General features: G+C 72.6%; 14 protein-coding genes. 10 read left to right on the forward strand and 4 right to left on the reverse strand.

Annotation, left to right across the window (positions count from 1 at the left end; genetic code table 11):
* Window positions 1-210: 210 nt before the first annotated feature.
* Window positions 211-2214, forward strand: coding sequence for a glycosyltransferase (locus D1J63_RS24540; protein ID WP_125635775.1), 2004 nt, complete (start codon window positions 211-213; stop codon window positions 2212-2214).
* 81 nt (window positions 2215-2295) lie between these two features.
* Here the strand turns inward: D1J63_RS24540 and D1J63_RS24545 are convergent, their stop codons facing one another.
* The 3 genes from D1J63_RS24545 to D1J63_RS24555 all read right to left on the reverse strand — a co-directional run bounded on the left by D1J63_RS24545 (window position 2296) and on the right by D1J63_RS24555 (window position 10885).
* Window positions 2296-5859, reverse strand: a complete 3564-nt coding sequence (locus D1J63_RS24545) for a bifunctional glycosyltransferase/CDP-glycerol:glycerophosphate glycerophosphotransferase (protein WP_125631692.1) — start codon at window positions 5857-5859, stop codon at window positions 2296-2298.
* Window positions 5860-5882: 23 nt separating this feature from the next.
* Window positions 5883-8114, reverse strand: a complete 2232-nt coding sequence (locus tag D1J63_RS24550; protein ID WP_125631694.1) for a bifunctional glycosyltransferase family 2 protein/CDP-glycerol:glycerophosphate glycerophosphotransferase — start codon at window positions 8112-8114, stop codon at window positions 5883-5885.
* Window positions 8115-8713: 599 nt separating this feature from the next.
* Complete coding sequence (locus D1J63_RS24555; protein WP_125631696.1) at window positions 8714-10885, reverse strand: hypothetical protein; 2172 nt, start codon at window positions 10883-10885, stop codon at window positions 8714-8716.
* Window positions 10886-11687: 802 nt separating this feature from the next.
* On the opposite strand from D1J63_RS24555, the gene proB reads away from it, so the two are divergent.
* The 5 genes from proB (at window position 11688) to D1J63_RS24580 (ending at window position 16696) form a co-directional block, all read left to right on the forward strand.
* Complete coding sequence (proB, locus tag D1J63_RS24560) at window positions 11688-12791, forward strand: glutamate 5-kinase (RefSeq protein ID WP_102927856.1); 1104 nt, start codon at window positions 11688-11690, stop codon at window positions 12789-12791.
* Window positions 12792-12926: 135 nt separating this feature from the next.
* A complete protein-coding gene (locus D1J63_RS24565; protein WP_125631698.1) occupies window positions 12927-13511 on the forward strand; it encodes a hypothetical protein in 585 nt (194 codons plus the stop codon).
* 74 nt (window positions 13512-13585) lie between these two features.
* Window positions 13586-14872 (forward strand): glutamate-5-semialdehyde dehydrogenase, encoded by a 1287-nt coding sequence (locus D1J63_RS24570; RefSeq protein ID WP_102928639.1) that lies wholly within the window; start codon window positions 13586-13588, stop codon window positions 14870-14872.
* A gap of 97 nt (window positions 14873-14969) precedes the next feature.
* On the forward strand, window positions 14970-15539 hold the full coding sequence (locus D1J63_RS24575; RefSeq protein ID WP_102928640.1) for a hypothetical protein: 570 nt from the start codon (window positions 14970-14972) through the stop codon (window positions 15537-15539).
* Between the two features lie 86 nt (window positions 15540-15625).
* Window positions 15626-16696, forward strand: a complete 1071-nt coding sequence (locus tag D1J63_RS24580) for a hypothetical protein (protein ID WP_125631700.1) — start codon at window positions 15626-15628, stop codon at window positions 16694-16696.
* Between the two features lie 13 nt (window positions 16697-16709).
* Here the strand turns inward: D1J63_RS24580 and D1J63_RS24585 are convergent, their stop codons facing one another.
* On the reverse strand, window positions 16710-17876 hold the full coding sequence (locus tag D1J63_RS24585; RefSeq protein ID WP_125635777.1) for a M48 family metallopeptidase: 1167 nt from the start codon (window positions 17874-17876) through the stop codon (window positions 16710-16712).
* Between the two features lie 139 nt (window positions 17877-18015).
* Here D1J63_RS24585 and D1J63_RS24590 point away from each other — a divergent pair, with 139 nt between their 5' ends.
* From D1J63_RS24590 to D1J63_RS24605, 4 genes are all read left to right on the forward strand, one after another.
* On the forward strand, window positions 18016-18177 hold the full coding sequence (locus D1J63_RS24590; RefSeq protein ID WP_164712955.1) for a hypothetical protein: 162 nt from the start codon (window positions 18016-18018) through the stop codon (window positions 18175-18177).
* A 142-nt stretch (window positions 18178-18319) separates the two neighbouring features.
* Window positions 18320-18487, forward strand: coding sequence for a hypothetical protein (locus tag D1J63_RS24595; protein ID WP_102928644.1), 168 nt, complete (start codon window positions 18320-18322; stop codon window positions 18485-18487).
* 59 nt (window positions 18488-18546) lie between these two features.
* Window positions 18547-19251, forward strand: coding sequence for a nicotinate-nucleotide adenylyltransferase (gene nadD / locus D1J63_RS24600; protein WP_125631704.1), 705 nt, complete (start codon window positions 18547-18549; stop codon window positions 19249-19251).
* Window positions 19252-19267: 16 nt separating this feature from the next.
* Window positions 19268-21091: an LCP family protein gene (locus D1J63_RS24605; RefSeq protein WP_125631706.1), complete on the forward strand. Its 1824-nt coding sequence runs from the start codon at window positions 19268-19270 to the stop codon at window positions 21089-21091.
* The last annotated feature ends 94 nt before the right edge of the window (window positions 21092-21185 follow it).

Below are 21185 nucleotides of genomic sequence, written 5' to 3' on the forward strand. Positions count from 1 at the left end.
CCTCTGTCCCGCGGGCGGCATCTTGCTGTTCACAGGGTTACACAGGTGTGTCGGGGCCGTGACCCACCGCCGGGCAGCCGTGTGTACTTTGTGAGGAGGATGTGACCGCATGTGTGGTCAGGGGCGGGGGACAGCGGTGGCCGGCCGCTCCCGGGAGCAGAGAGAAGCCGAAAAGTGAAGATCGCATTTCTCGTTCGGGATCTGTGCCACATGGGGGGCGTGGTCAGCGCCACGCAGAACCTCGCCGGTGCCCTGGCCGAGCGGCACGAGGTCGAGATCGTGGCCCTGCGCAAGGTCCGCGACGAGTCGTACTTCCCGCTGGACCCGCGGGTGAAGGTCCGGGCGCTCACCGACATGCGGCCGCACTCCCCGGTGTCCGACGTGGACAACCCGCTGTCGGACAAGTTCCCGCTGATCTACCCGCTCAACGCCGGTGCCAAGACGCCGGTGGTGAGCCGGCTCGCGGAGCTGCGGCTGCTGGAGTACCTCGACACCACCGACGCCGATGTCGTCGTCAGCTCCAGCCCGCGCAACACGATCATGCTGGCGCAGGCCCCCGGTGACTACCTGAAGGTCACCCAGGAGCACTCGATGCCCGCCATCTACGCCACGGACATCAAGCAGCGCCTCTTCCCGGCCTACCGGCACCTGGACGCCCTCACCGCGCTCACCCCGGAGGAGGTCGCGGCCCTCGCCCGGCAGGTGCCCGCGGTGCGCAACCGCCTGGCGGTGATGCCCAACTGCGTGCCGGCGTCCACGATCCGCTCCAGCGGCACCAACAAGGTGATCGTCTCCGCCGGTCACCTCACCGACAACAAGAACCACGCCCTGCTCGTCGAGGCCTTCGCCAGGGTCCACGCCGAGGCACCGGAGTGGACCCTGCGCATCTACGGCCACGGCGCCGAGAAGAAGAAGCTGCGGGCCCGCATCGAGGAACTGGGACTGTCCAACAGCATCCTCCTCATGGGCCAGACCTCGCCGGTCACCCCGGAGTTCGGCAAGGCGTCGATCTTCGTCCTGCCCTCCAAGCGGGAGGCCTTCGGCAACGTCCTGGTCGAGGCGATGGCCGCCGGGCTGCCCGTTGTCGCCACGGACGCCGACCACGGACCGCGCAACGTCCTCACCGACGGCGAGGACGGGCTGATCGTCCCGCGCGGTGACGTGGAGGCGATGGCCGACGCGATCCGGCGCCTGGTCAAGGACGACGAACTGCGCCTGAAGATGGCCGCCGCCGGCATCCGCAACGCCGAGCGCTTCCACGAGCGGGCCAGCCGCGAGCGCTTCGAGGCCATCCTCGAGGAGGCCTTCGCCCGCAAGGAGCTGCCCCGCCACGCCACCGCCCGCGTCGACCGCGAGGGCTCGGTCCACGTCTCCGTGGGCACGCTGCCGCCGAGCGCCGGGCAGGCCGACCTCGTCGTGCGCAGGGGCGGCGCCGGTGCCGCGGAGCACCGCTTCCCCTTCTCCGCCGGGGGCGACGCCGTCGTGCCCTGGGACACCGGGCTCGCCCACGGCACCTGGGAGCTGGCCCTGGCCACCCGCGAGGGCGAACGCGAGGTGGCGCTCACCACCGACGGCTACGGCTGCGACACCCGGGACCTGCTCGCCGTACGGCTGCCGCGCACGCAGGGGCCGTCCCTGGCGCTGATGCTGCCGCACCGGCACGAGGACGGCGGGCTGCGGCTGCGCAGCGCGCTGCGCGAGGTGCACGCCGAGGTCGGCCCGGTCAAGGTGGACGAGCGGACCGTCGCCGTACGCGCCGAGCTGTGGGGCGCGCGGCCGGCCGCGGGCGCCGTCGTCGAGGCCGTGCACCGGCGGGACAAGGAGCGGGTGCTGACCTTCCCGCTGCGCGACGAGGGCGACGGCTGGGTGGCCGTGGACGTCGACTGCGCCACCCTGGTGCGGGAGCACACCGACGAGGACGAGAAGGAAGTCATCTGGGACCTGTCGCTGCGCACCGCGCCCGACGCGCCCCGGGTGCCGCTGGCCAAGCTGGCGACCGACGTGCTCCAGCCGATCAACGTGTTCACCTTCCCCCGCCCGGTGCACAGCGAGACCGTGGCGGCGGGGCCGACCGTGCTGACCCGTGCGGTGCGCAAGTCCCGCCGGGCACTGGGCCAGACGCCCGCTCCGCTGCCGCCCACCCGCCGGCGCACCGAGCTGCGGCCCTACTTCACGGCCGCGTGCCAGCTCTCGGTGAAGACCGTACGGCTCTGAGCCGGCCGCCAGGCGAAAGGGGCGGGGCCCGGAGGATCACCATCCTCCGGGCCCCGCCCCTTTCGCCCGCGTGACGGCGGGTCAGCCCTCCCGGGCCTGCTCGATCATCCGGTCGACGACCCGCGCGGACGCGTTGCCGTCGTCCAGGTCGCAGAACAGGTGGTGGAAGCGGTCGAACCGCTCCTGGTACTCCACCCGCACCTGGTCGATGTCCCGGATCGCGTCGACCAGCTCCTTGGAGTTGTCGATCAGCGGACCGGGCGAGTCCTGCTCGAAATCGAAGTAGAACCCGCGCAGCGTGTCCCGGTAGTGCTCCAGGTCGTACGTGAAGAACAGCATCGGCCGCTTCAGGTGCGCGTAGTCGAACATCACCGACGAGTAGTCCGTGATCATGATGTCCGCGGCGATGTAGAGGTCGACGATGTCCGGGTACTCCGAGGCGTCCCACACGAAGCCGTTGCCCGCGCCCGGCACCGCGTCCACCACGTTGGAGTGGCGGCGGATCAGCAGCACGTGGTCGTCGCCGAGGCGCCGCTGGGCGTCCTCGAGGTCGATGCGCAGGTCGAACAGGTACTGCCCGGCGCTGTGCGACTGGTCGTCGCGCCAGGTCGGCGCGTACAGGACCACCTTCTTGCCCTCGGGCAGGCCGAGCGCCTTCCTCACCCGCGCCGTGATCGCGTCCCGGTCGGCGGTGTACAGGTAGTCGTTGCGCGGGTAGCCCGCCTCCTGGATCTCACCGTCGTAGGAGAACGCCCGCTTCAGGATCGGCGTGCTGAAGCGGTTGGAGGACACCAGCAGGCTCCACTGCTTGGCCTCCAGCGCCAGCTTCTCCTGGTAGCGCCGGTCGAAGTGCAGGGTGTCGATGTCGTGCCCGATCTTCTTCAGCATCGTGCCGTGCCAGGTCTGCACGATCGACTGCCCCGGGCGGCGCACGATCCAGTCGGGAAGGTGGCCGTTGGTGACGATGTAGCGGCTGGAGGCCAGCGCCTCGTACCACTCCGTGCCCCACATGCGGACCTTCTCGATCCCGTCCGGCAGGTTGACCTGGCCGTCACGGACCGCCCACAGGTGCTTCAGGTCCGAACCGCGCCGCACCAGCTCCTCGTACATCGCGCGCGGGCTGTCCGAGAACTGCTTGCCGTTGTAGCTCAGGTAGAAGACCTGGTCCTTGAGCGGCTGCTGGAACAGCGGCTCGTACACCGTGCGGCGCAGCTCCTTCTGGCGGTACGGACCGCGCTCCAGGTCGGTCAGCTCGGAACGGGCGTTGAGCTGCGGGAAGTCGCCCCAGCGGTTCTCCAGCCAGTAGCGGCGGCCGTTGAGTTCGGCCTGGACCGGGAACGAGTCCGAGGCCAGCCGGTCGGTGACGAAGGCGACGTCGGGCACGCCCTCCTCGTCGGGCCGCAGGAAGAGGTTCCAGCGGCCGGCCCGCAGCGGGACGTCGCCCGCGCCGCCGAGGCGGCTCGGGTCGAAGGACACCTCGAAGCGGCCGCCGTCCAGCCACCGGGTCTCGACGAAGCGCTCCTCGTAGCGGTTGCGCGGCTTGAGCAGGAAGCGGGAGCCGGACAGCCGCGGGTCGGCGTGGCCGGTCAGAGCGATCTTTCCGTCGCGCACCGCGGCCGAGTCGATCACGGCGCGGCGGGTGCGGCCGGAGAACTTCAGGAACCCGGTGTGGCCCGCCACGACGGCCAGCTCCACCAGGTGCGATTGGGTGCCGAGGGACTCGGGCAGCGGGAACTCCGCGTCGGACAGCCCCTCCTGCATCACGGTCCCGAAGCGGCGCTCCTTGCCGTGGGCGTCGGTCGCGACCAGCACCGTGGACCAGGTCCGCTTCTCCGGCTGCGCCTTCTCGTCGACGCCCTCGTGGAAGATCAGCGCCACGTCGGCGACCGGCACCTCGACCGAGAAGGCCTGCTTGCCGCCCGAGCGCTCCACGGTGACCGGGTAGTCGAGGGTCTCGGCGCCCTTCTGGTTCTTGACCCGCAGGACCACCTGCTCGTCCGCCGCGAGGGGCTCGCGGATCTCACCGGTGACCTTGATCCGGTCGCCCTCCAGGGTGCGGCCGGTGATCAGGGCGCGGACCTTCTCGATCCGCAGCTTCAGCGCCCCGCGCTCCACGGCCGGCAGCATCCGGAAGTCCGGGCTCAGCCAGTGGTACGGCGGGAAGTTGCAGGCCGCGCCGCCGCTGGAGTGGACCGCGTGACGCCGCACCAGACCGGAGGCGAAGATGCCCAGGCCCACGTGCCACACGGCCTCCTGCCACTGGCCGCCCTTGCGGAGCCTGGCGGGGTCGATGGTGACCTCCCAGCCGGCCCACTCGTAGTTGTAGCGGTCCTGGCCGGAGTCGGTGGTGACCTCGGGGCGGGGCAGGTTGCGGGCCGGCAGCAGGATGCGGCGGCGGGAGCGGTCCTTGCGCAGCTGGAGCACCTTGACCGAGGCCTTGCGCGTCGGCAGGTCGATCTTGTCGATCCAGGCGTTGCCGGACAGCACGAGCTTGCCGCCCGACCAGCTCACCTCCTGCAGCGGGGCGCGCATGTTCAGGTGCTGGTCGATGCGGAGCGCGCCCTTGGGCAGGTGCAGATCCGCGCCCTCAAGGGAGGGGAACGAGGCGTACTTGCGGACCAGGCCGCTGACCTCGGGCGTCTCCTTGCGGCGCTGGCCGGCCAGCAGGGCGATCAGCTCCTCCATCTGGTGCTTGCGCACCAGCAGCCACTGCACGCGCAGCTCGGCCGGGAGGTCCATGACGACCTTGGGGTCGATGCTGTCGAGGAAGCGGTTGGCCGAACGCAGGAACTCCGCCCGGTACTCCGCGTCGCCGTCCGGCACCACGTTGAGGAAGAGCCGCAGGTCGTCGCGGAGGACACGGGTGTCGTACTCGCGCTTGAGGCGGGCGTAGGTCTCGCCGGGCTGGTCGGCGAGGAAGGCGCTGATCTCCATCACGGAGGTGACCCGGTCGCGCACGCCCGCCGGGTCGGTGCGGCGCTGCGTGATCGACGGGGCGGACTCGCCCTCGCGCAGCCGCCAGTAGTAGCAGGGCTCCGAGATGACGTCGACGCTCTCGGCCAGGTAGTGGGCCCGCATGGTGACCGGGGTGTCCTCGTACAGCCGGCCCTCGGGGAAGGCGAAGCCGTGCTTCTCCCAGAAGGTGCGCCGGAAGACCTTGTTGCAGGCGATGCGGTCGGCGACGAGCTTGGCGTAGCGGGATATGTGGGTGCCCAGCCGGGCCTCGCCGGCCAGCATCCGCATCAGCGGCACCTGCCAGGACTTCTCGCCCTTGAGGTGGTAGACGTTGCCGGTCGCGAAGTCCGAGCCGCTCTCGTCGAGGCTGCCGACCATCAGCCGGTAGGCGTCCGGCGGGATCAGGTCGTCGCTGTCGACGAAGGTCAGGAACTCCGACTCGGGCGCCAGGTGCGTCATGCCCGTGTTGCGGGCCGCGCCCAGGCCGCCGTTCTCCTTGCGTATGAGCTTGAAGCGCGGGTCGCGGGAGGCGTACTCCTCGGCGATGGCGGCGGAGCCGTCGGGCGAACCGTCGTCCACCATCAGGACCTCGAAGTCACGGAAGGTCTGTGCCGCGAGCGAGTCCAGACAGGCGGGGAGGTAACGCTCCACGTCGTAGATGGGGACGATGACACTGAGCCGAGGGGCCATGGCTTGGTGGTCTCCTTTCGGGGTCAGGCCCGCTCGACCAGTTCGAGCGCCTGGGCGGGGGTCGGGGCGTGGTGGCGTTCGTCGAACGGGACGATGGGCGGCAGGCTCTCTTCACCGAGGAAGACGCGTCGCACGACCCGTTCGGCTGCGTGTCCGTCGTCGAATTCGCAGAAACGCCGGCGGAAGGTGTCCCGGCGCTTCGTGGTCTCCGGGCTGTCGTACGCGCCGGAGGAAAGCAGCTTCAGCAGCTCCGCCTGCGTCGTGGCCACCGCGCCGGGCGGTTCCTGGAGCAGGTCGAAGTAGGTGCCGCGCACCGCGGAGTAGACGTCCCAGTCGGGGACGTAGCTGATGATCGGGCGGTCCAGTACGGCGTAGTCGAACATCGCCGAGGAGTAGTCCGTGATCAGCGCGTCGGCGGCGAGGTACAGCTCCTCCACCCGGGCGTGGCCGGAGACGTCGACGACGCGGCCGGTGCGGCGCAGCTCGTCGACGTGCGGGGAGTTGCCGTAGAAGTAGTGGCCGCGCACCAGCAGGGTCGCGTCGGGGCCGAGTTCGCGGGCGAACCGGCCCAGGTCCAGGGGCGGGGTGAAGCCCGGCTGGTACTCGCGGTGCGTCGGCATGTACAGGAAGGCCTTGGCGCCGTCGGCCAGGCCGAGCGCGGCGCGGGCCGCGCGCACCTCCTCGGCGCCGGCGTTGACCAGCACGTCGTTGCGCGGGTAGCCGGTCTCCAGCGTGGTGTACGAGCAGGGGTAGACCCGCTCCCAGATCACGGTCGAGAACTGGTTGGCGCTGATGCTGTAGTCCCAGCGGTCGCACCGTTCGAGGAGCTTCTCGAAGTCCATGTCGGTGGAGGCCGGGTACTTCTGCTGGTCCAGGCCCATCGTCTTGAGCGGCGTGCCGTGATGGGTCTGCACGTGGATCTGGCCCTCGCGCTTGACCACGGAGTCCGCGAAGTTCACGTTGTTCACGAGGTACTTGGCGCGGGCCACGGCCGTCCAGTAGTCGCGCGAGCCCACGCGGACGACGTTCACACCCTTGGGCACCCGGCCCGCGTTGTCCGCGCGGACCGCCCAGACCCGGCGCATGTGCGGGGCCAGACGGGCCAGTTCGGCGTCGATCGCGGCGGGGTTGCAGGAGACGCTGCGGCTCCAGTAGGCGGAGAACAGCACCAGGTTGTCGTCCAGCGGCAGCCTGAGCTGCGACTGGTAGAAGGCGCCCATGGCGCCCCGCTTGGAGCGGTTGAGCGCGGTACGGGTGCTGGCCCTGACCCGCTGGCGCAGCTTCACCGCCGCCAGGGCGCTCATCATGGTCGCGTAGGCGTCGCGCTCCAGCATCCCGTACTTGTGGCCGCGGCCGCCGCCCGGGCGGGTGAAGCCCTTCGGCACCCGGGCGCGGTAGTCGGCCGAGGCCCGGTGGAAGAACTCGGCGCGCGCGTCCTGCGGCAGGCGGCCCGGCCGCTCCAGGACGGTCAGGTAGTGGTCGACCATCTTGCGGAACAACGGGGCACGCCACTTGGCGAGTTCCTCGTGCGCGTCGAGGTAGTCGAAGACCCGCTGGTACTGGTCGAAGACGTCGAAGTGCTTGCGGCTGACCGTCTTGAGGATGTTGCCGCCCTCGCGCCGCTGCCGGTAGTACACGCAGACCCGGTCCAGGACGGCGATCCGCTCGGTGCTGATCAGCGAGCAGAACGTCCAGGGGGCGTCCTCGTAGTAGCCGGGCGGGAAGGTGAGCCCGGTGCGGGTGACGAAGTCGCGCCGGTAGGCCTTGTTCCACACGATCTGGAGCAGGTCGAGCAGTTGGGGGCGCTCGGCGAGGGAGAAGGTGTCCGGGCCTTCTTCCTTGAGCAGGTCGGCCCGCAGGTTCGGGCGGACGCGGCCGTCCCAGTAGGTACGCGCGTAGTCGAAGATCAGGATCTCGGGATCGCCCGTGGCCTCGATCCGGTCCCGAATGGCCGACAACGCACCGTCCGACAACGTGTCGTCACTGTCCAGGAACAACACGTAATCGCCGGTGGCCTTTTCCAGTCCGGCGTTGCGTGCGCGACCCAGCCCCACGTTTTCCGTGAGGTGAATCACATGAATCCGGTCGTCGCGTTTCGCGTACTCGTCGAGAATGGCCCCTGACCCGTCGGGCGAGCAGTCGTCGACCGCGATGATCTCGAAGTCCGTGCAGTCCTGCCCGAGTATGGAGTCAAGGCACTCGGGCAGATAGCCCTGCACCTTGTACACGGGGACAACGAGAGAGAGCTTGGGCATCCTTACAACCTGTTCCGAGAACTGACCACGGGACCGCGGGCTGGGACCGGAGCGCGCTCCGGGCACTGCTCGGGTCTGGGGCGCGCCGCCGCATCAGCGTAAAGGATTCACGCGGAGTTTCCGCGGGCACGGTAGTCGGACACCCTGTGCCCCGTCACAGCGGGAAATGGCCGCACCGGCCGCCCGAATGGGCCGCGCCGAAGCGGCCGGAGAACTTCCTCACATTCGGTCCCCCTGTCCTCTTTATTGACTTGCGTCGCTTTCCGTCCCATGTGCCCGACTCGATTTCCGTGGCCCGCGGGCGAGTCCGCACCCGGTGCGGATGCGCGGCGGACAGGGGAACGAGCTGGCTGGTCACGGGCGGAGCCGGGGCGGCGGGGCGCACGCGACGCGCCCTCCGGCCGATTACGGCGAAGGCCCGGGCGGGGCGGGCACGCCTTGCCCTCGACGTGCCCACCGGCGGCACGGCCGTGCGCGGGGGAGTGCCGTCGGCGGCCGGGGGCGGGCGGACCGCCCCGGCCGGAGGGCGTGTTTCGTGACCATGCTGTGACAGGAGCGGTGCCCGCCGAAGCCGGGAAACGGGGGTCGGAGAGGCACCGCTAGACGCGGCCGTGCGGCTCCGGGGTCGCGGAGGGGGCGGACGGCCCGACCGGTTCCTGGCGCGGGCCGGGCACGGGGAGGTCCGCGGCGAGCCGCTCCGCCCTCCTGGCCCGGTGCCGCACCGCCGCGTCGCACAGCTCCCGCGCCGCGCCGGCGAAACGCTCCCGGGACGGCGGCTCGGCCGGACCCAGCAGACGCAGCGCCAACGCGGCGCGCCCCCCGGCGAGTTCGTCGAGCTCCGGCTGCCGCACCGACGCCAGCAGCGCCGGCACCCCGGACGCGTCCGACGCCAGCACGGTCGCCGCGGCCACCGTCGGGTACGACTTGCGGAACACGTCCTCGGCCAGCCCGCTGGTGTTGGCGACCGCGTACGGCTTGCCGCTCGCCAGGAAGTCGCTGATCACGCTCGACACGTCGCTGATCAGCAGGTCGGCCCGGTTGAAGCAGGCGTACAGCGACGGGCGGACGTCCGTGACGACCTGGTGCTCCCACTCGGGCAGCGACGCCCAGTACGCCTCCTCCCAGGCCGCCGTCGCCCGCCGCACCGCGTCCGCCCGCCCGGGCCGTGGCGCCGGCTGCCGCAGCATCCGCTCCGCCTGGTCCGCCGCCGACCGGAAACCGGCCGCGGTGAGCCGGTCCAGCTCCGCCGCCCGCCGGGCCAGGACACCGGCCGCGGAGCCGTCCGGACGGGGCCCGCCCCGCTCCCGGTTCGCCGTCCGCACCAGCTCCCGGATGCGCAGATCGGCGGCGCGGGCCCGCGGATCCACGGAACCCGTCAGGGGGTGCGGCTTGTACAGCAGCCGGACGCCCGGGTCCGCGAGCAGCGCCCGCACCAGGTTCTCCCCGGCCTCGATCACCGATGTGTTGCCGGGGTTGCCGTCCCAGCCCTCCCAGGTCGGCGCGTAGAGCACGGTCGTGAACGCCCCGGGCGCGGGCGGCCCCGCGTAGGGCCGTACGGCGTCCAGCTGCGGGCGGCCGATCTCCACCACGTCCTTGTCCTCGACGCCGACCTCCGCCAGCGCGTACCGCTCGCGCGCCGCGGGGCCCGCCACCCACACCTCGTCGTACGCCTTCGCGTACGGGTTGCACGAGGACAGCTTGTCGCTCTCCCCGTGGTTCACGAAGGCGTGCTTGATGGTCGGGATGCGCAGGACCTGCGAGGTCTTGCCGGAGTTGGACGGGTGGAGCAGGACCCGGAGCGTCGAGTGCTCCAGGCGCATCAGCGTGGACACCTTCGGCAGGCACACCACCGGGATGTCGGTCGCCGCGATCCGCTGCACCATGTGCCGCTCCCGCAGCACGATCACCGGCCGCCCGTCCAGGCCGGCCAGCGGCTCCAGCCACATGTTCGCCTGGTACGCCGAGGACGCACCGCCCGAGAAATAGAGGCCGACGGTGGGCCGGTACCGCGCCAGCCAGGCGTCGAACCAGTCGAGCACCTCCTGCTCCCCGGCGGGCCGGCGGCCCGGCAGCAGCCGCAGCAGCAGCGCGCCCAGGCCGGTCAGCGCCAGCGCCAGGGACAGCGCGAGCCCGGCCGCCCCGTACACCGGCGCGTCGGTCGCCGCCGTGGCCAGCAGCCCGGCCGTCGCGGGCAGCCCGAAGGCGGCCAGCCGGTGCCCGGGGCGGCGCAGCAGGGCCGGGGGCGCCGGGGTCAGCCGCAGCGCCGAGGCGTCGATGTTCCGGGTCACCACGGGCAGCGTGCGGGTGCGCCGGACCAGGACGGACACCGCCTGGATCGCCCAGTGCAGCGCGTAGAAGACGAGCAGCCCGGCGACGAGCGGGGCGTACGCCCCCTCGCGGTGCTGCTCGCCGAGGCGCAGCAGGCCCACCACGAGCAGCAGGTCCCGCAGGACGTGGCGGACGGTGACATCGGCGTGCGACTTGGCGAACAGCGACACCATGCCCCGCTGCCACCGGTACAACGCCCCCTCGGCGGCCAGCGAGGCGGCGCTCGCGGCCAGCAGCAGCGGCACGTGCGGCAGCAGCGCGCCCAGGGCCTGCGCGGCGAAGGCGGCCGCCAGCACACCCAGGACCAGCAGCTTCACCGCGGCCCGCCGCCGCCCGAGCAGGCGGAGGCGGTGACCGCGGGGCCGCCCGGAGGACCGGAGCGGGCGGCGGGGCAGGCGGGGCAGGGATAGGGGCACTGCGGTCGCTCCAGACTCGTCGCGCATCGGACAACCGGGTTAACGCCCGGTGACCGCCCGACGACACGCGCGTGTTGACGCGGTGCCTTGACGGGCGGGGACGCCGCAGGGAGGGGCGGGGCCCGCGTGCGGGGGCGAGAGGGGTGTGAGCGCGGGCGGGAGCGGGGTCGTGAACGTGGCGCGGCACTTGCGCGGGTGCGGTGCGGTGGGGTGCGGGGCTGGGGCGGGGCCGGGTGGGGTGCGGGTGTGAGCGCTGGCGCGGTCGTGGACGTGGCACGGCACGTGCGCGGGCGCGGCGTGATGATGCGGGGCCGGGGCGAGGGTGCGGCGGGGATGCGGACCGGTGCAGGGTCGGCCCGCATGCGTGGCGGGAGGGGGCGTGTGGGCGTGGGCGCCGCCGGGAGCGGGGTCGTGGCGCGGCACTTGCGCGGGTGGGGTGCGGTGGGGTGCGGTGCGGGCGCGGCGGGACCGGGCAGGGTCCGCATGCGCGGGCGGGAGGGGCGTGTGGGCGCTGAGCGAAGCGCGGTCGTGAACGTGGCGCGGCACGCGCTCGGACGCGGCGCGGGGCGAGGGTGTGGCGGGGATGCGGGCCGGTGCGGGCCCGGGCAGGGGCGTGACGGGCCGGGACGCCGCCGGGAGGGGTGGGGTCGGTGTGGGCGGGGGAGGGGGCTTTGGCGTCGCCTGTCCGCAGCGTGAACTCTGGTGCGGGGCGTGTTCGCCTTCGCGTAGATTGCCTGGCGAGCGCAGGGATCGGCGCGTGTCGACGGGAGAGGCGGACGGGGCCGTGGCAGGGGCAAGGCCGGGGACAGGGCCGGGTGCGAGGCAGGCCGTGGGCGAGGCCCGCAGGATCGTCGTCAAGGTCGGGTCCTCCTCGCTGACCACCGCCGCGGGCGGCCTGGACGCGGACCGGGTCGACGCGCTCGTCGACGTGCTGGCCAAGGTGCGCGGGACCGACAAGGAGATCGTCCTCGTCTCCTCCGGCGCCATCGCCGCCGGCCTCGCCCCGCTGGGCCTGCGCCGCCGCCCGCGAGACCTGGCCCGTCAGCAGGCCGCCGCCAGCGTCGGCCAGGGGCTGCTGGTCGCCCGCTACACCGCCTCCTTCGCCCGCTACGGCGTCCGCGTCGGCCAGGTGCTGCTGACCAGCGACGACATGAGCCGCCGCGCCCACCACCGCAACGCCTCCCGCACCCTGGACAAGCTGCTGGCGATGGGCGCCTTCCCGATCGTCAACGAGAACGACACCGTCGCCACCGACGAGATCCGCTTCGGCGACAACGACCGCCTCGCCGCCCTCGTCGCCCACCTGGTCCACGCCGACCTGCTGGTGCTGCTGTCCGACGTGGACGGCGTGTACGACGGCGACCCGAGCCGGCCGGGCACCTCGCGGCTGGCCGAGGTGCGGGACACGGCCGACCTCGCGGGCGTCGACATCGGCAGCGCGGGCAAGGCGGGCGTCGGCACCGGCGGCATGGTCACCAAGGTCGAGGCGGCCCGCATCGCCGCCGGCGCCGGCATCCCCGTGGTGCTGACCAGCGCGGTCCACGCCGCCGACGCCCTGGCCGGCGGCGACACCGGCACCTACTTCCACGCCACCGGCCGCCGCTCCGCCGACCGGCTGCTGTGGCTCCAGCACGCCTCCGCCCCGCAGGGGGCGCTCGTCCTCGACGACGGCGCCGTACGGGCGGTCGTGGAGGGTCGCAAGTCGCTGCTGCCGGCCGGCATCGCGGGCGTCGAGGGGGACTTCGCCGCGGGCGACCCCGTCGAGCTGCGGGACGGCGCCGGCCGGGCGGTGGCCCGGGGGCTGGTCAACTTCGACGCCAAGGAGATGCCCCGGCTGGTCGGCCGCTCCACCCGGGAACTGGCGCGCGAACTCGGACCCGCGTACGAACGCGAGGTCGTACACAGGGACGATCTGGTGATCCTGCACCCGTAATGGGTCGAAACGTCCCCGAATCGGCGGTGGACGTTCCGCAAAACCGCCCCGCGATCTCGCGCGGCCTGCTCAACTTTCCTCAGGGACAAGCCCGGCCGACCACCGGGCCGAGCCGTGTGCGTGAAGGAGGCCGTCGTGAGCGGAGTACGCCCTGGGCCACCGACACCCCGCGGTGGTACCGCCTCCCGGGGCGGCACGGGCGCACGCGGCGGCACCGGCGCGCGCCCCGGCGGCACCCGGAGCGCGAACCGGGCGCCGGGCGAGGAACGGGCGCCGGGCGAGAAGCGCGCCCCCGGGGAGAAGCGGCCGCCGGGCGAGAAGCGCGCGCTCACCAGCGTCGCCGCCGGTGACCGGTTCCGCGGCGAGGAGCCCGAGCACACCCCGCGCCTGTGGCACGTCACCCTCAGCGTCTCCGGCGCCCGCGCCCCGCTCACCGAGGTGCGCCGGGCGCTCGAACAGCTCGCGCACGACCACCCCTTCCTGCTGACCAGCCGCTACGCCGACGACCACGCCGAGATCCGGTACTGGGAGGAGGCCCGCGACCTGCACGACGCCGCCGCCGTCGCCCTGCGCCTGTGGGGCGAGCACCGGCAGACCGCGGGGCTGCCGCCCTGGGAGATCGTCGGCCTGGAGGTCATCGACCGGGCCACCTACCACCAGCGCATCGCCGCCGGGTACGGCCCCGCACCCGCGACCCCCATCGGCGTGCACCCGTTTTGACCGCCTCTGGCGGCCTATCTCGCGGGATGGGACGGCAGGCGACCGCCCTGAAGGCGCGCATTACCCTTCCTTCCATGACCACGCTCTCGCCGTACGACTCGATGTCACCCGTCACCCGGGCCGCCTACCGGGCCAAGTCCGCCGCGGCCGACCTCGCGCCGCTGCCGCGGGCCGCCAAGGACGACGCGCTGCTCGCCGTCGCGGACGCGCTCGAGGTCCGCACGAGCGAGATCGTCGAGGCCAACGCCCAGGACGTGGCCAAGGCCCGCGCCGCCGGGACCAGCGAGGCCATCATCGACCGGCTCACCCTCACCCCCGAGCGGATCCGCGCCATCGCCTCCGACGTCCGCGACGTCGTCGCGCTGCCCGACCCGGTCGGCCAGGTCGTGCGCGGCAACACCCTCCCCAACGGCATCGACCTGCGCCAGGTCCGGGTGCCGCTCGGCGTGGTCGGCATCATCTACGAGGGCCGGCCCAACGTCACCGTCGACGCCGCCGCCCTCTGCCTGAAGTCCGGCAACGCGGTGCTGCTGCGCGGCTCCTCCTCCGCCTACCAGTCCAACACCGCCCTGGTCCGGGTGGTCCGCGACGCCGTCGGCGGGGCCGGGCTGCCCGCCGACGCCGTGCAACTGGTGCCCGGCGAGAGCCGCGACAGCGTGCGCGAGCTGATGCGGGCCCGCGGCCTGGTCGACGTGCTCATCCCGCGCGGCGGCGCCTCGCTGATCAGCACCGTCGTCCAGGAATCCACCGTCCCCGTCATCGAGACCGGCACCGGCAACTGCCACGTCTACGTCGACGCGCAGGCCGACCTCGACATGGCCGTCGACATCCTGATCAACTCCAAGGCCCAGCGCGTCAGCGTCTGCAACGCCGCCGAGACCCTCCTGGTCCACCAGGACATCGCCGCCGACTTCCTGCCCCGCGCGCTGGACGCCCTCGCCGAGGCCGGGGTCACCGTGCACGCCGACGAGCGCGTGATGGCGTACGCGAAGGACTCCCGGGCGACCGTCGTCGAGGCGACCCCCGAGGACTGGGAGACCGAGTACCTGTCGTACGACATCGCCGCGGCCGTCGTCGACTCCCTGGACCGGGCCGTCGAGCACATCCGGCTGTGGACCTCCGGGCACACCGAGGCCATCGTCACCACCTCGCAGCAGGCCGCCCGGCGCTTCACCCAGCTGGTCGACTCCACCACCGTCGCGGTGAACGCCTCCACCCGCTTCACCGACGGCGGCCAGTTCGGCTTCGGCGCCGAGATCGGCATCTCCACACAGAAGCTGCACGCCAGGGGCCCGATGGGGCTGCCGGAGCTGACCAGCACCAAGTACATCGTCACCGGCGACGGACACGTCCGCCGCTGACCGCCGGACGGCGGGGGCACCGGCCGGGGCGTCTCACCCACCGGGAGAATTCCCCCGCCGTCTGCCCAAAACGACCCCCCAGGTCTAGTCTGGACCCGTGCCGGAGGACGTGGGGGGCACGCCGTTCCCGGACGGCAGGGAGCCCGACGACGACCACGACCGCGGGGTGTCGGACGAAGAGTTCGCCTCCGTGGTCTTCGACGAGGCCTTCGTACAGGCGGCCGCGGTGCACGAGCCGACCGCCGTCGAACGCCTCCTGGCCGCCGCGGAGGCCAGAGCCGAGGCCACCGAGGCCGAGGCGGCCCGCCGCGGCCGCAGCAGAGCCGAGCGCTACGACGACGGGTACGGCGATTTCGGCCATGATCCCGACCTCGACGACCCGGACGACGACCGCGACCCCCTCGACCGCCCCTACGGCGCTCCGGCGGCCTACGGCAAGCAGGTCCGCTGGCACCGCCCCGTCGCCTGGCTGCTCGCCCTCGCGATGGGCATCGGCATGGTCGCGCTGGCCTTCGTGGCCGTCTACCGGGGCGCCTCCTCGGGCGGCGGCCCGCAACGGGTGCCGCCGCCCGCCTCCACCGGCCCCGAACAGGGCGGCACCGTGACGCCCTCGGCCTCCGCCGACTACTCCCGGCCAGCCGTCTCCGTGCTTCCGCGTAGCCCCTGACCTGCCCGTCGGACGGACGCCAAGCTGTCCCAACTTGACCTGCACCGGCGCGTTTACGCGACCTTCCCGAGACTCACTCTGAAGGTATGGCAGGGCTTGGCGGTCCGCCCGGAGGAACGCCCGAGGGCGGCCCCGGAGGCGGAGAGGACGAGTACCGATCCGTCGTCTTCGACGAATCGTTCGTGCGCGCTGCCCGGCTCCAGGAGTTCTCCGCCCAGGAGCGCATCACCGACCACGCGCCCGCCGTACGCCGCCGCCCGCCGCTGCGCCGGGCCGGACTGTCCCGGCAGGCGCTGATCCTCGTCGTCCTGATCGCCGTCGCCTTCGGCACCGCCATCTACATGGGCGTACGGCACCCGTACCAGAGCCCCGCCGGGGAGCGGGCCGCCGAGCCGGTGCGGATGACCGTCGTCCCGCTCGCACCGCGCGAGAGGGTGCCCGGCGCCGACGACGCCGCGGTGCTGTTCGCGCACAGCCCCGCCGCGCACTTCAGGACCGCCGCCGAGGGCGTCCCGCTGCCGGGGGCCCGGCGCACGGCGCACTTCTCCGAGGACCAGGTGATGAACGCGCTCACCACCGCCAAGAACTACATCGTCCGCTCGGCGCTCGACCCGGACGTGCTCGGCGGCGGCCAGGTCCGCTCGGTGCGGGTGCTGCTGGACCCGGACCAGCTCCGGCAGTTCGACGAGAGCTTCACGAGTCCCGCCGCGGACGGCCGGCACGCGCCCACCGGATGGCTGATCCGCTTCGACCCCGCCCGGGCCGAGCTGGCCGACCCCGAGATCCGGGTGGACGGCAGCCTGCGGGTCGTGGAGAGCGACGCGTCGACCCTGGACGTCACCGCCGACCACACCATGGTGTACGCGCTGCGGCCCGCCGGCGACACCCGGGCCGAGGAGTCGCTGTTCACCGTCCGGCGCGAGCTGCACTTCCGCTTCGACCGCGACGACCTGCGCCTCCACCAGACCCGGCTCGTCGCCTCCTACGTCCAGGCCGGGCCGCTGTCCTGCGCCGGGGACTCGGCGAACCACCTCCGCCCGCTGCTCGCCGGCCAGCAGGCCGGGGACGGCGTCCCGCGCGGCACCGACCCGTTCACCTCGGACAACGCCACCGCCCTGTGCGGCACCCTCGCCGAGGACGCCCAGCCGAAGGTGTGAGCGGGGCGGGGCGTCAGGCGTCGTCCCGCGGCGGCCGGGGCCCTTCGCCGTCGGACCCGGGACCGCCCTCCGGCCCTTCTGGCCCCTCGGTCCCCTCGGGTCCCTCCGCCGGGCCACCGCCGTCCTTGGGCGGGCGCGGCTGGGAGCCCCCGAAGCCGCCGAAGCCGCGCCGCATCCGGTCGCCGAGGTCGCCGGCGCCGCCCGCGATGTCGTTGACCAGCTTCATCAGCGGGTCCTTGGAGTTGCGCACGTGCGTGGCGTAGTGGGACGCCGACTCGCGGAAGGAGTCCCGCACCGAGGCGTCCTTGTCCTCGTCGCGCCGCGCGTAGTGGCCGTCCATGGTCCGCTGGTACTCCCGGGACGCCGCCCACTTCTTCAGCTCGGCGGCCCGGACCGTGGTGAACGGGTGCGAGCGGGGCAGCACGTTGAGGATCTTCAGCACGGAGTCGCGCAGGTCGCCGCTGGCCTCGTACTCGTCGGCCTGCTCCAGGAACGCGTCCACGTTCATCTCGTGCAGGTGGTTGCCGCCCGCGATCTTCATCAGGCCCCGCATGGAGGCCTGCAGGTCCTGGCCGACCAGCAGCCCCGCGCGGTCGGCGGACAGCTCCGACTTGCGGAACCACTCGCGCAGCGCGGTCACGATCGCCATGATCGCCACGTTGCCCAGCGGGATCCAGGCGACCCGGACGGCCAGCGAGGTCAGGAAGAGCAGTATCGTCCGGTAGACCGCGTGCCCGGACAGGGCGTGGCCGACCTCGTGACCGACGACCGCCCGCATCTCCTCCTCGTCGAGCAGCTCCACCAGGCCCGTGGTGACGACGATGATCGGCTCGTCCAGGCCGATGCACATCGCGTTCGGAGCCGGGTCCTGCTTGACGTACATCGCGGGGACCTTCTCCAGGTCCAGGATGTAGCAGGCGTCGCGCAGCATGACGTTCAGATGGGCGAACTGCCGGTCCGAGACGCGCACCGAGTCGGACAGGAACAGCAGCCTCAGACTCCGCTCGGGCAGCAGGCCGCTGAGCGCCTTGAAGACCGTGTCGAAGCCGCTCAGCTTGCGCAGCGCCACCAGCGCGCTGCGGTCGGCCGGATGCTCGTAGGCGCGCGAGGAGATCCCGGGGAAGCGCCTGCGCTGCCTGCTCGGCACCTTCTCGTGCCCGTTGTCGTGGCCGTCGGACATCTCTTCCCCCATGCACGTGTGAGACCTGTACGCAGGTCTGGCCTTTACGAACCCTTGTGCGGGCCTTTGCGCCCCCGGAGCCGGGCCCAGCCTAGGCGGAGATACCGTGGACGGGCAGTACGTCGAAGGAGTCCACACCATGCAGCACATCCCCCACGCCGACTGGCTCGCCGGGGCCGCGACCGCCGCCGGGCAGCAGGGGCCGGGGAATCTGCTCCGGATCGTCCTGATCGTGATGGTGGTGGGCTGTGTGCTGACCGCGTGGTTCCTGCTGCGGGGGTACAGGCAGAAGGACGACTGAGAAGATCCGAAGGTTCCCCGGACCCGTCACGGCCCGTCGTCGCCCCGTCCCCAACGGCGGAGTCGGCGTGATCGCCCGCGGGGCGCCCGCATACGATGAGCGGACGTCTAGTCCCGCCCACACCGGATAGGTCCTGTCGACAATGAGCCTTCCCCTCAGTGCCGCCCAGTTCGTCACCCTCGCCGCAGAGGGCGGCGAGGAGCACGGCGGCAACCACGAGAGCCTCAGCCCCTACGTCACCGGCTTCGGTGCGCTCATCATCCTGCTGCTCCTGCTGTGGATCACCACCCGGTTCAACCGCGACCGCTGAGCACGCGGCCGAGTGGGCGCGACCGGGTCGTTCCGGACGGGCCGGTAGGGTCTGCTCGCATGGGAGAGCACGACACGCCTACCGGCCCGGCGCACGCGCCGGCGCGCGGCACGCAGAACGCGGTGCCCGCCCGCGCCACCGGCCCGGTCAACGGTCCCGGCGACGGACCGCCGCCGGGCAAGCGACGCCTGGGCGTCATGGGCGGCACCTTCGACCCGATCCACCACGGTCACCTGGTGGCCGCCAGTGAGGTCGCGGCGCAGTTCCAGCTCGACGAGGTGGTGTTCGTGCCGACCGGACAGCCGTGGCAGAAGAGCCACCGCGCGGTCTCGGCGGCCGAGGACCGCTATCTGATGACGGTCGTCGCCACCGTCGAGAACCCGCAGTTCTCCGTGAGCCGCATCGACATCGACCGCGGCGGCCCCACCTACACCGTCGACACCCTGCGCGACCTGCGCGCCCTCAACCCGGACGCGGACCTGTTCTTCATCACCGGTGCCGACGCCCTCGCCCAGATCCTCACCTGGCGCGACAGCGAGGAGCTGTTCTCCCTAGCCCACTTCATCGGCGTCACCCGGCCGGGACACACCCTCACGGACGCCGGACTGCCCAAGGGCGGTGTCTCGCTCGTCGAGGTGCCCGCCCTCGCCATCTCCTCCACGGACTGCCGCGCGCGAGTCGCCCAGGGCGATCCCGTCTGGTACCTGGTGCCGGACGGAGTCGTGCGCTATATCGACAAACGCCACCTGTACCGCGGCGAGTGAGCCGAGAGGGGCCCCGGTGAACGACGGATACGACGCGGGACACGGCGACGACCAGTACGAACTCGTCGGCTACGACGAGTACGGCCGCCCCGTGTACCGCCAGGCCCAGGGCCACCCCCAGGGCCAGGCGCCGGGCCGGCCCGGCGGGCAGCAGCCGTACGACCCGTACGGCGGCGGGCAGCAGGGCCAGTACGGCGGGCAGCAGGACCCGTACGGACAGCAGCAGTACGGGCAGCAGCAGGGCTACGGCTACGACCCGTACGCCACCGGCACCCAGCCGCCCGTCCAGCAGCCCTACGACCCCTACGGCTCCCAGGGCGGCTACGACACCGGCCGGCAGCCCCCGCAACAGCCCGCGCCCGGCTACGACGCCTACGGCGGCCACCCCGGCGCCCCGCACGGCGGCGGCCCGGCCCCGCAGCAGCCGTACGACCCCTACGGCCGGGCCGCGAGCAGCGGCCCGCAGCCGCGGGTCGCCGAGCAGACCGCCCACATCCCGCAGCAGGCGGCCCCGCCCGAGCAGCGGGAGCGGACGGAGCCCGACGAGCCCTCCACCGCCGGCGGTGACTACCGCACCGAGCAGTTCGCCTTCGTCGAGGAGCCGACCGGCGACTCCGAGGACGTCATCGACTGGATGAAGTTCACGGAGAACCGCACCGAACGCCGCGAGGAGGCCCGCCGGCGCGCACGCACGCGTGTCGTCGCCCTGGTCGTCGTCCTGGCACTGGTCGCGGTCGGCGGCGTCGGCTACCTCTGGTATGCCGGGAAGCTGCCCGGAACGTCCTCCTCCGACGACAAGACCGGCGGCACGACGGCGGCGGGCGCCCAGAAGCGCGACGTGATCGCCGTCCACCTGCACGACACCAAGGGCGGCGGCACCTCCACCGCGCTGCTCGTGAACAACACCACCACCAAGCAGGGCACCGCCGTGCTGGTGCCCAACGCGCTCGCCCTGACCGGCGACGACGGCAGCACCACCACGCTCGCCAAGTCCGTCGACGACGAGGGCCCCGACGCGACGAGGACCTCCCTCGACTCGGCCCTCGGCACCGACATCGAGGGCACCTGGCGCCTGGACACGCCCTACCTCCAGATCCTCGTCGACCTGGTCGGCAACATCGAGGTCGACACCGACGCCGACGTCCCCGACCCCGAGTCCAAGGACAAGGGCGCCGCGACCCTCGTGCACAAGGGCGAGGGCCAGACCCTCAGCGGCAAGATGGCCGTCGCCTACGCCACCTACCGGGGCAAGGGCGAGGAGGCCAACGCCCAGCTGCAGCGCTTCGGGCAGGTCATGCAGGGCGTCCTGCGCAAGATGTCCTCCGACCCGCAGGCCGCGACGACCACCGTCCAGACCCTCGGGCTGATCCTCGACCCGCCGCTGACCGAGAGCGACCTCGGCACCTTCCTCGCCGGGCTCTCCGACCGCGCCAAGGGCGGCGACTTCAAGACCGCGCTGCTGCCCGTCCAGGACGACGGCCGGCTCAGCGCCGAGGCCAGTGACAGCATCGTCAAGGACGTCCTCGGCGGCACCGCCAAGAGCCCCGACAAGGACGCGGCGGTCAGCGTCTCGGTCCGCAATGCCACCGGCGACGAGGACCGCACCGGCAAGGCGCGCGTCGTCCTCCTCAACGGCGGCTTCACCTTCGTGTCCGGCGGCACCGCCTCCGGCACCGAGGCCACCTCGAAGGTCGTCTACGCGGACGCCGCCGACAAGGAGAACGCCGTCCAGGTCGCCAAGACCCTGGGCCTGCCCACCGACTCCGTCTCGAAGGGGAAGGTCTCCGCGAACGCGCGGGTGTCGGTCGTCCTCGGCCAGGACTACGAGCCGGCGTCGTAGGGGCGGCGTGCGGGGCGGACGGGGCGGACGGTTTTTTCGCGTGGGCCCGTGTCGGCGGTCGTGAGACCCTTGAGGTCAACCGACCGCCGACCCG

Source organism: Streptomyces sp. KPB2 (genome assembly GCF_003950055.1).
Classification (GTDB): domain Bacteria; phylum Actinomycetota; class Actinomycetes; order Streptomycetales; family Streptomycetaceae; genus Streptomyces; species Streptomyces salinarius.

Excerpts from the sequence above, each read along its gene's own strand:
- D1J63_RS24540 (WP_125635775.1), top strand. The coding sequence starts at position 211 with ATGGGGGGCGTGGTCAGCGCCACGCAGAACCTCGCCGGTGCCCTGGCC.
- D1J63_RS24545 (WP_125631692.1), bottom strand. The coding sequence starts at position 5,859 with ATGGCCCCTCGGCTCAGTGTCATCGTCCCCATCTACGACGTGGAGCGT.
- D1J63_RS24550 (WP_125631694.1), bottom strand. The coding sequence starts at position 8,114 with ATGCCCAAGCTCTCTCTCGTTGTCCCCGTGTACAAGGTGCAGGGCTAT.
- D1J63_RS24555 (WP_125631696.1), bottom strand. The coding sequence starts at position 10,885 with ATGCGCGACGAGTCTGGAGCGACCGCAGTGCCCCTATCCCTGCCCCGC.
- D1J63_RS24570 (WP_102928639.1), top strand. The coding sequence starts at position 13,586 with ATGACCACGCTCTCGCCGTACGACTCGATGTCACCCGTCACCCGGGCC.
- D1J63_RS24580 (WP_125631700.1), top strand. The coding sequence starts at position 15,626 with ATGGCAGGGCTTGGCGGTCCGCCCGGAGGAACGCCCGAGGGCGGCCCC.
- D1J63_RS24585 (WP_125635777.1), bottom strand. The coding sequence starts at position 17,876 with ATGTCCGACGGCCACGACAACGGGCACGAGAAGGTGCCGAGCAGGCAG.
- D1J63_RS24590 (WP_164712955.1), top strand. The coding sequence starts at position 18,016 with ATGCAGCACATCCCCCACGCCGACTGGCTCGCCGGGGCCGCGACCGCC.
- D1J63_RS24595 (WP_102928644.1), top strand. The coding sequence starts at position 18,320 with ATGAGCCTTCCCCTCAGTGCCGCCCAGTTCGTCACCCTCGCCGCAGAG.
- nadD (WP_125631704.1), top strand. The coding sequence starts at position 18,547 with ATGGGAGAGCACGACACGCCTACCGGCCCGGCGCACGCGCCGGCGCGC.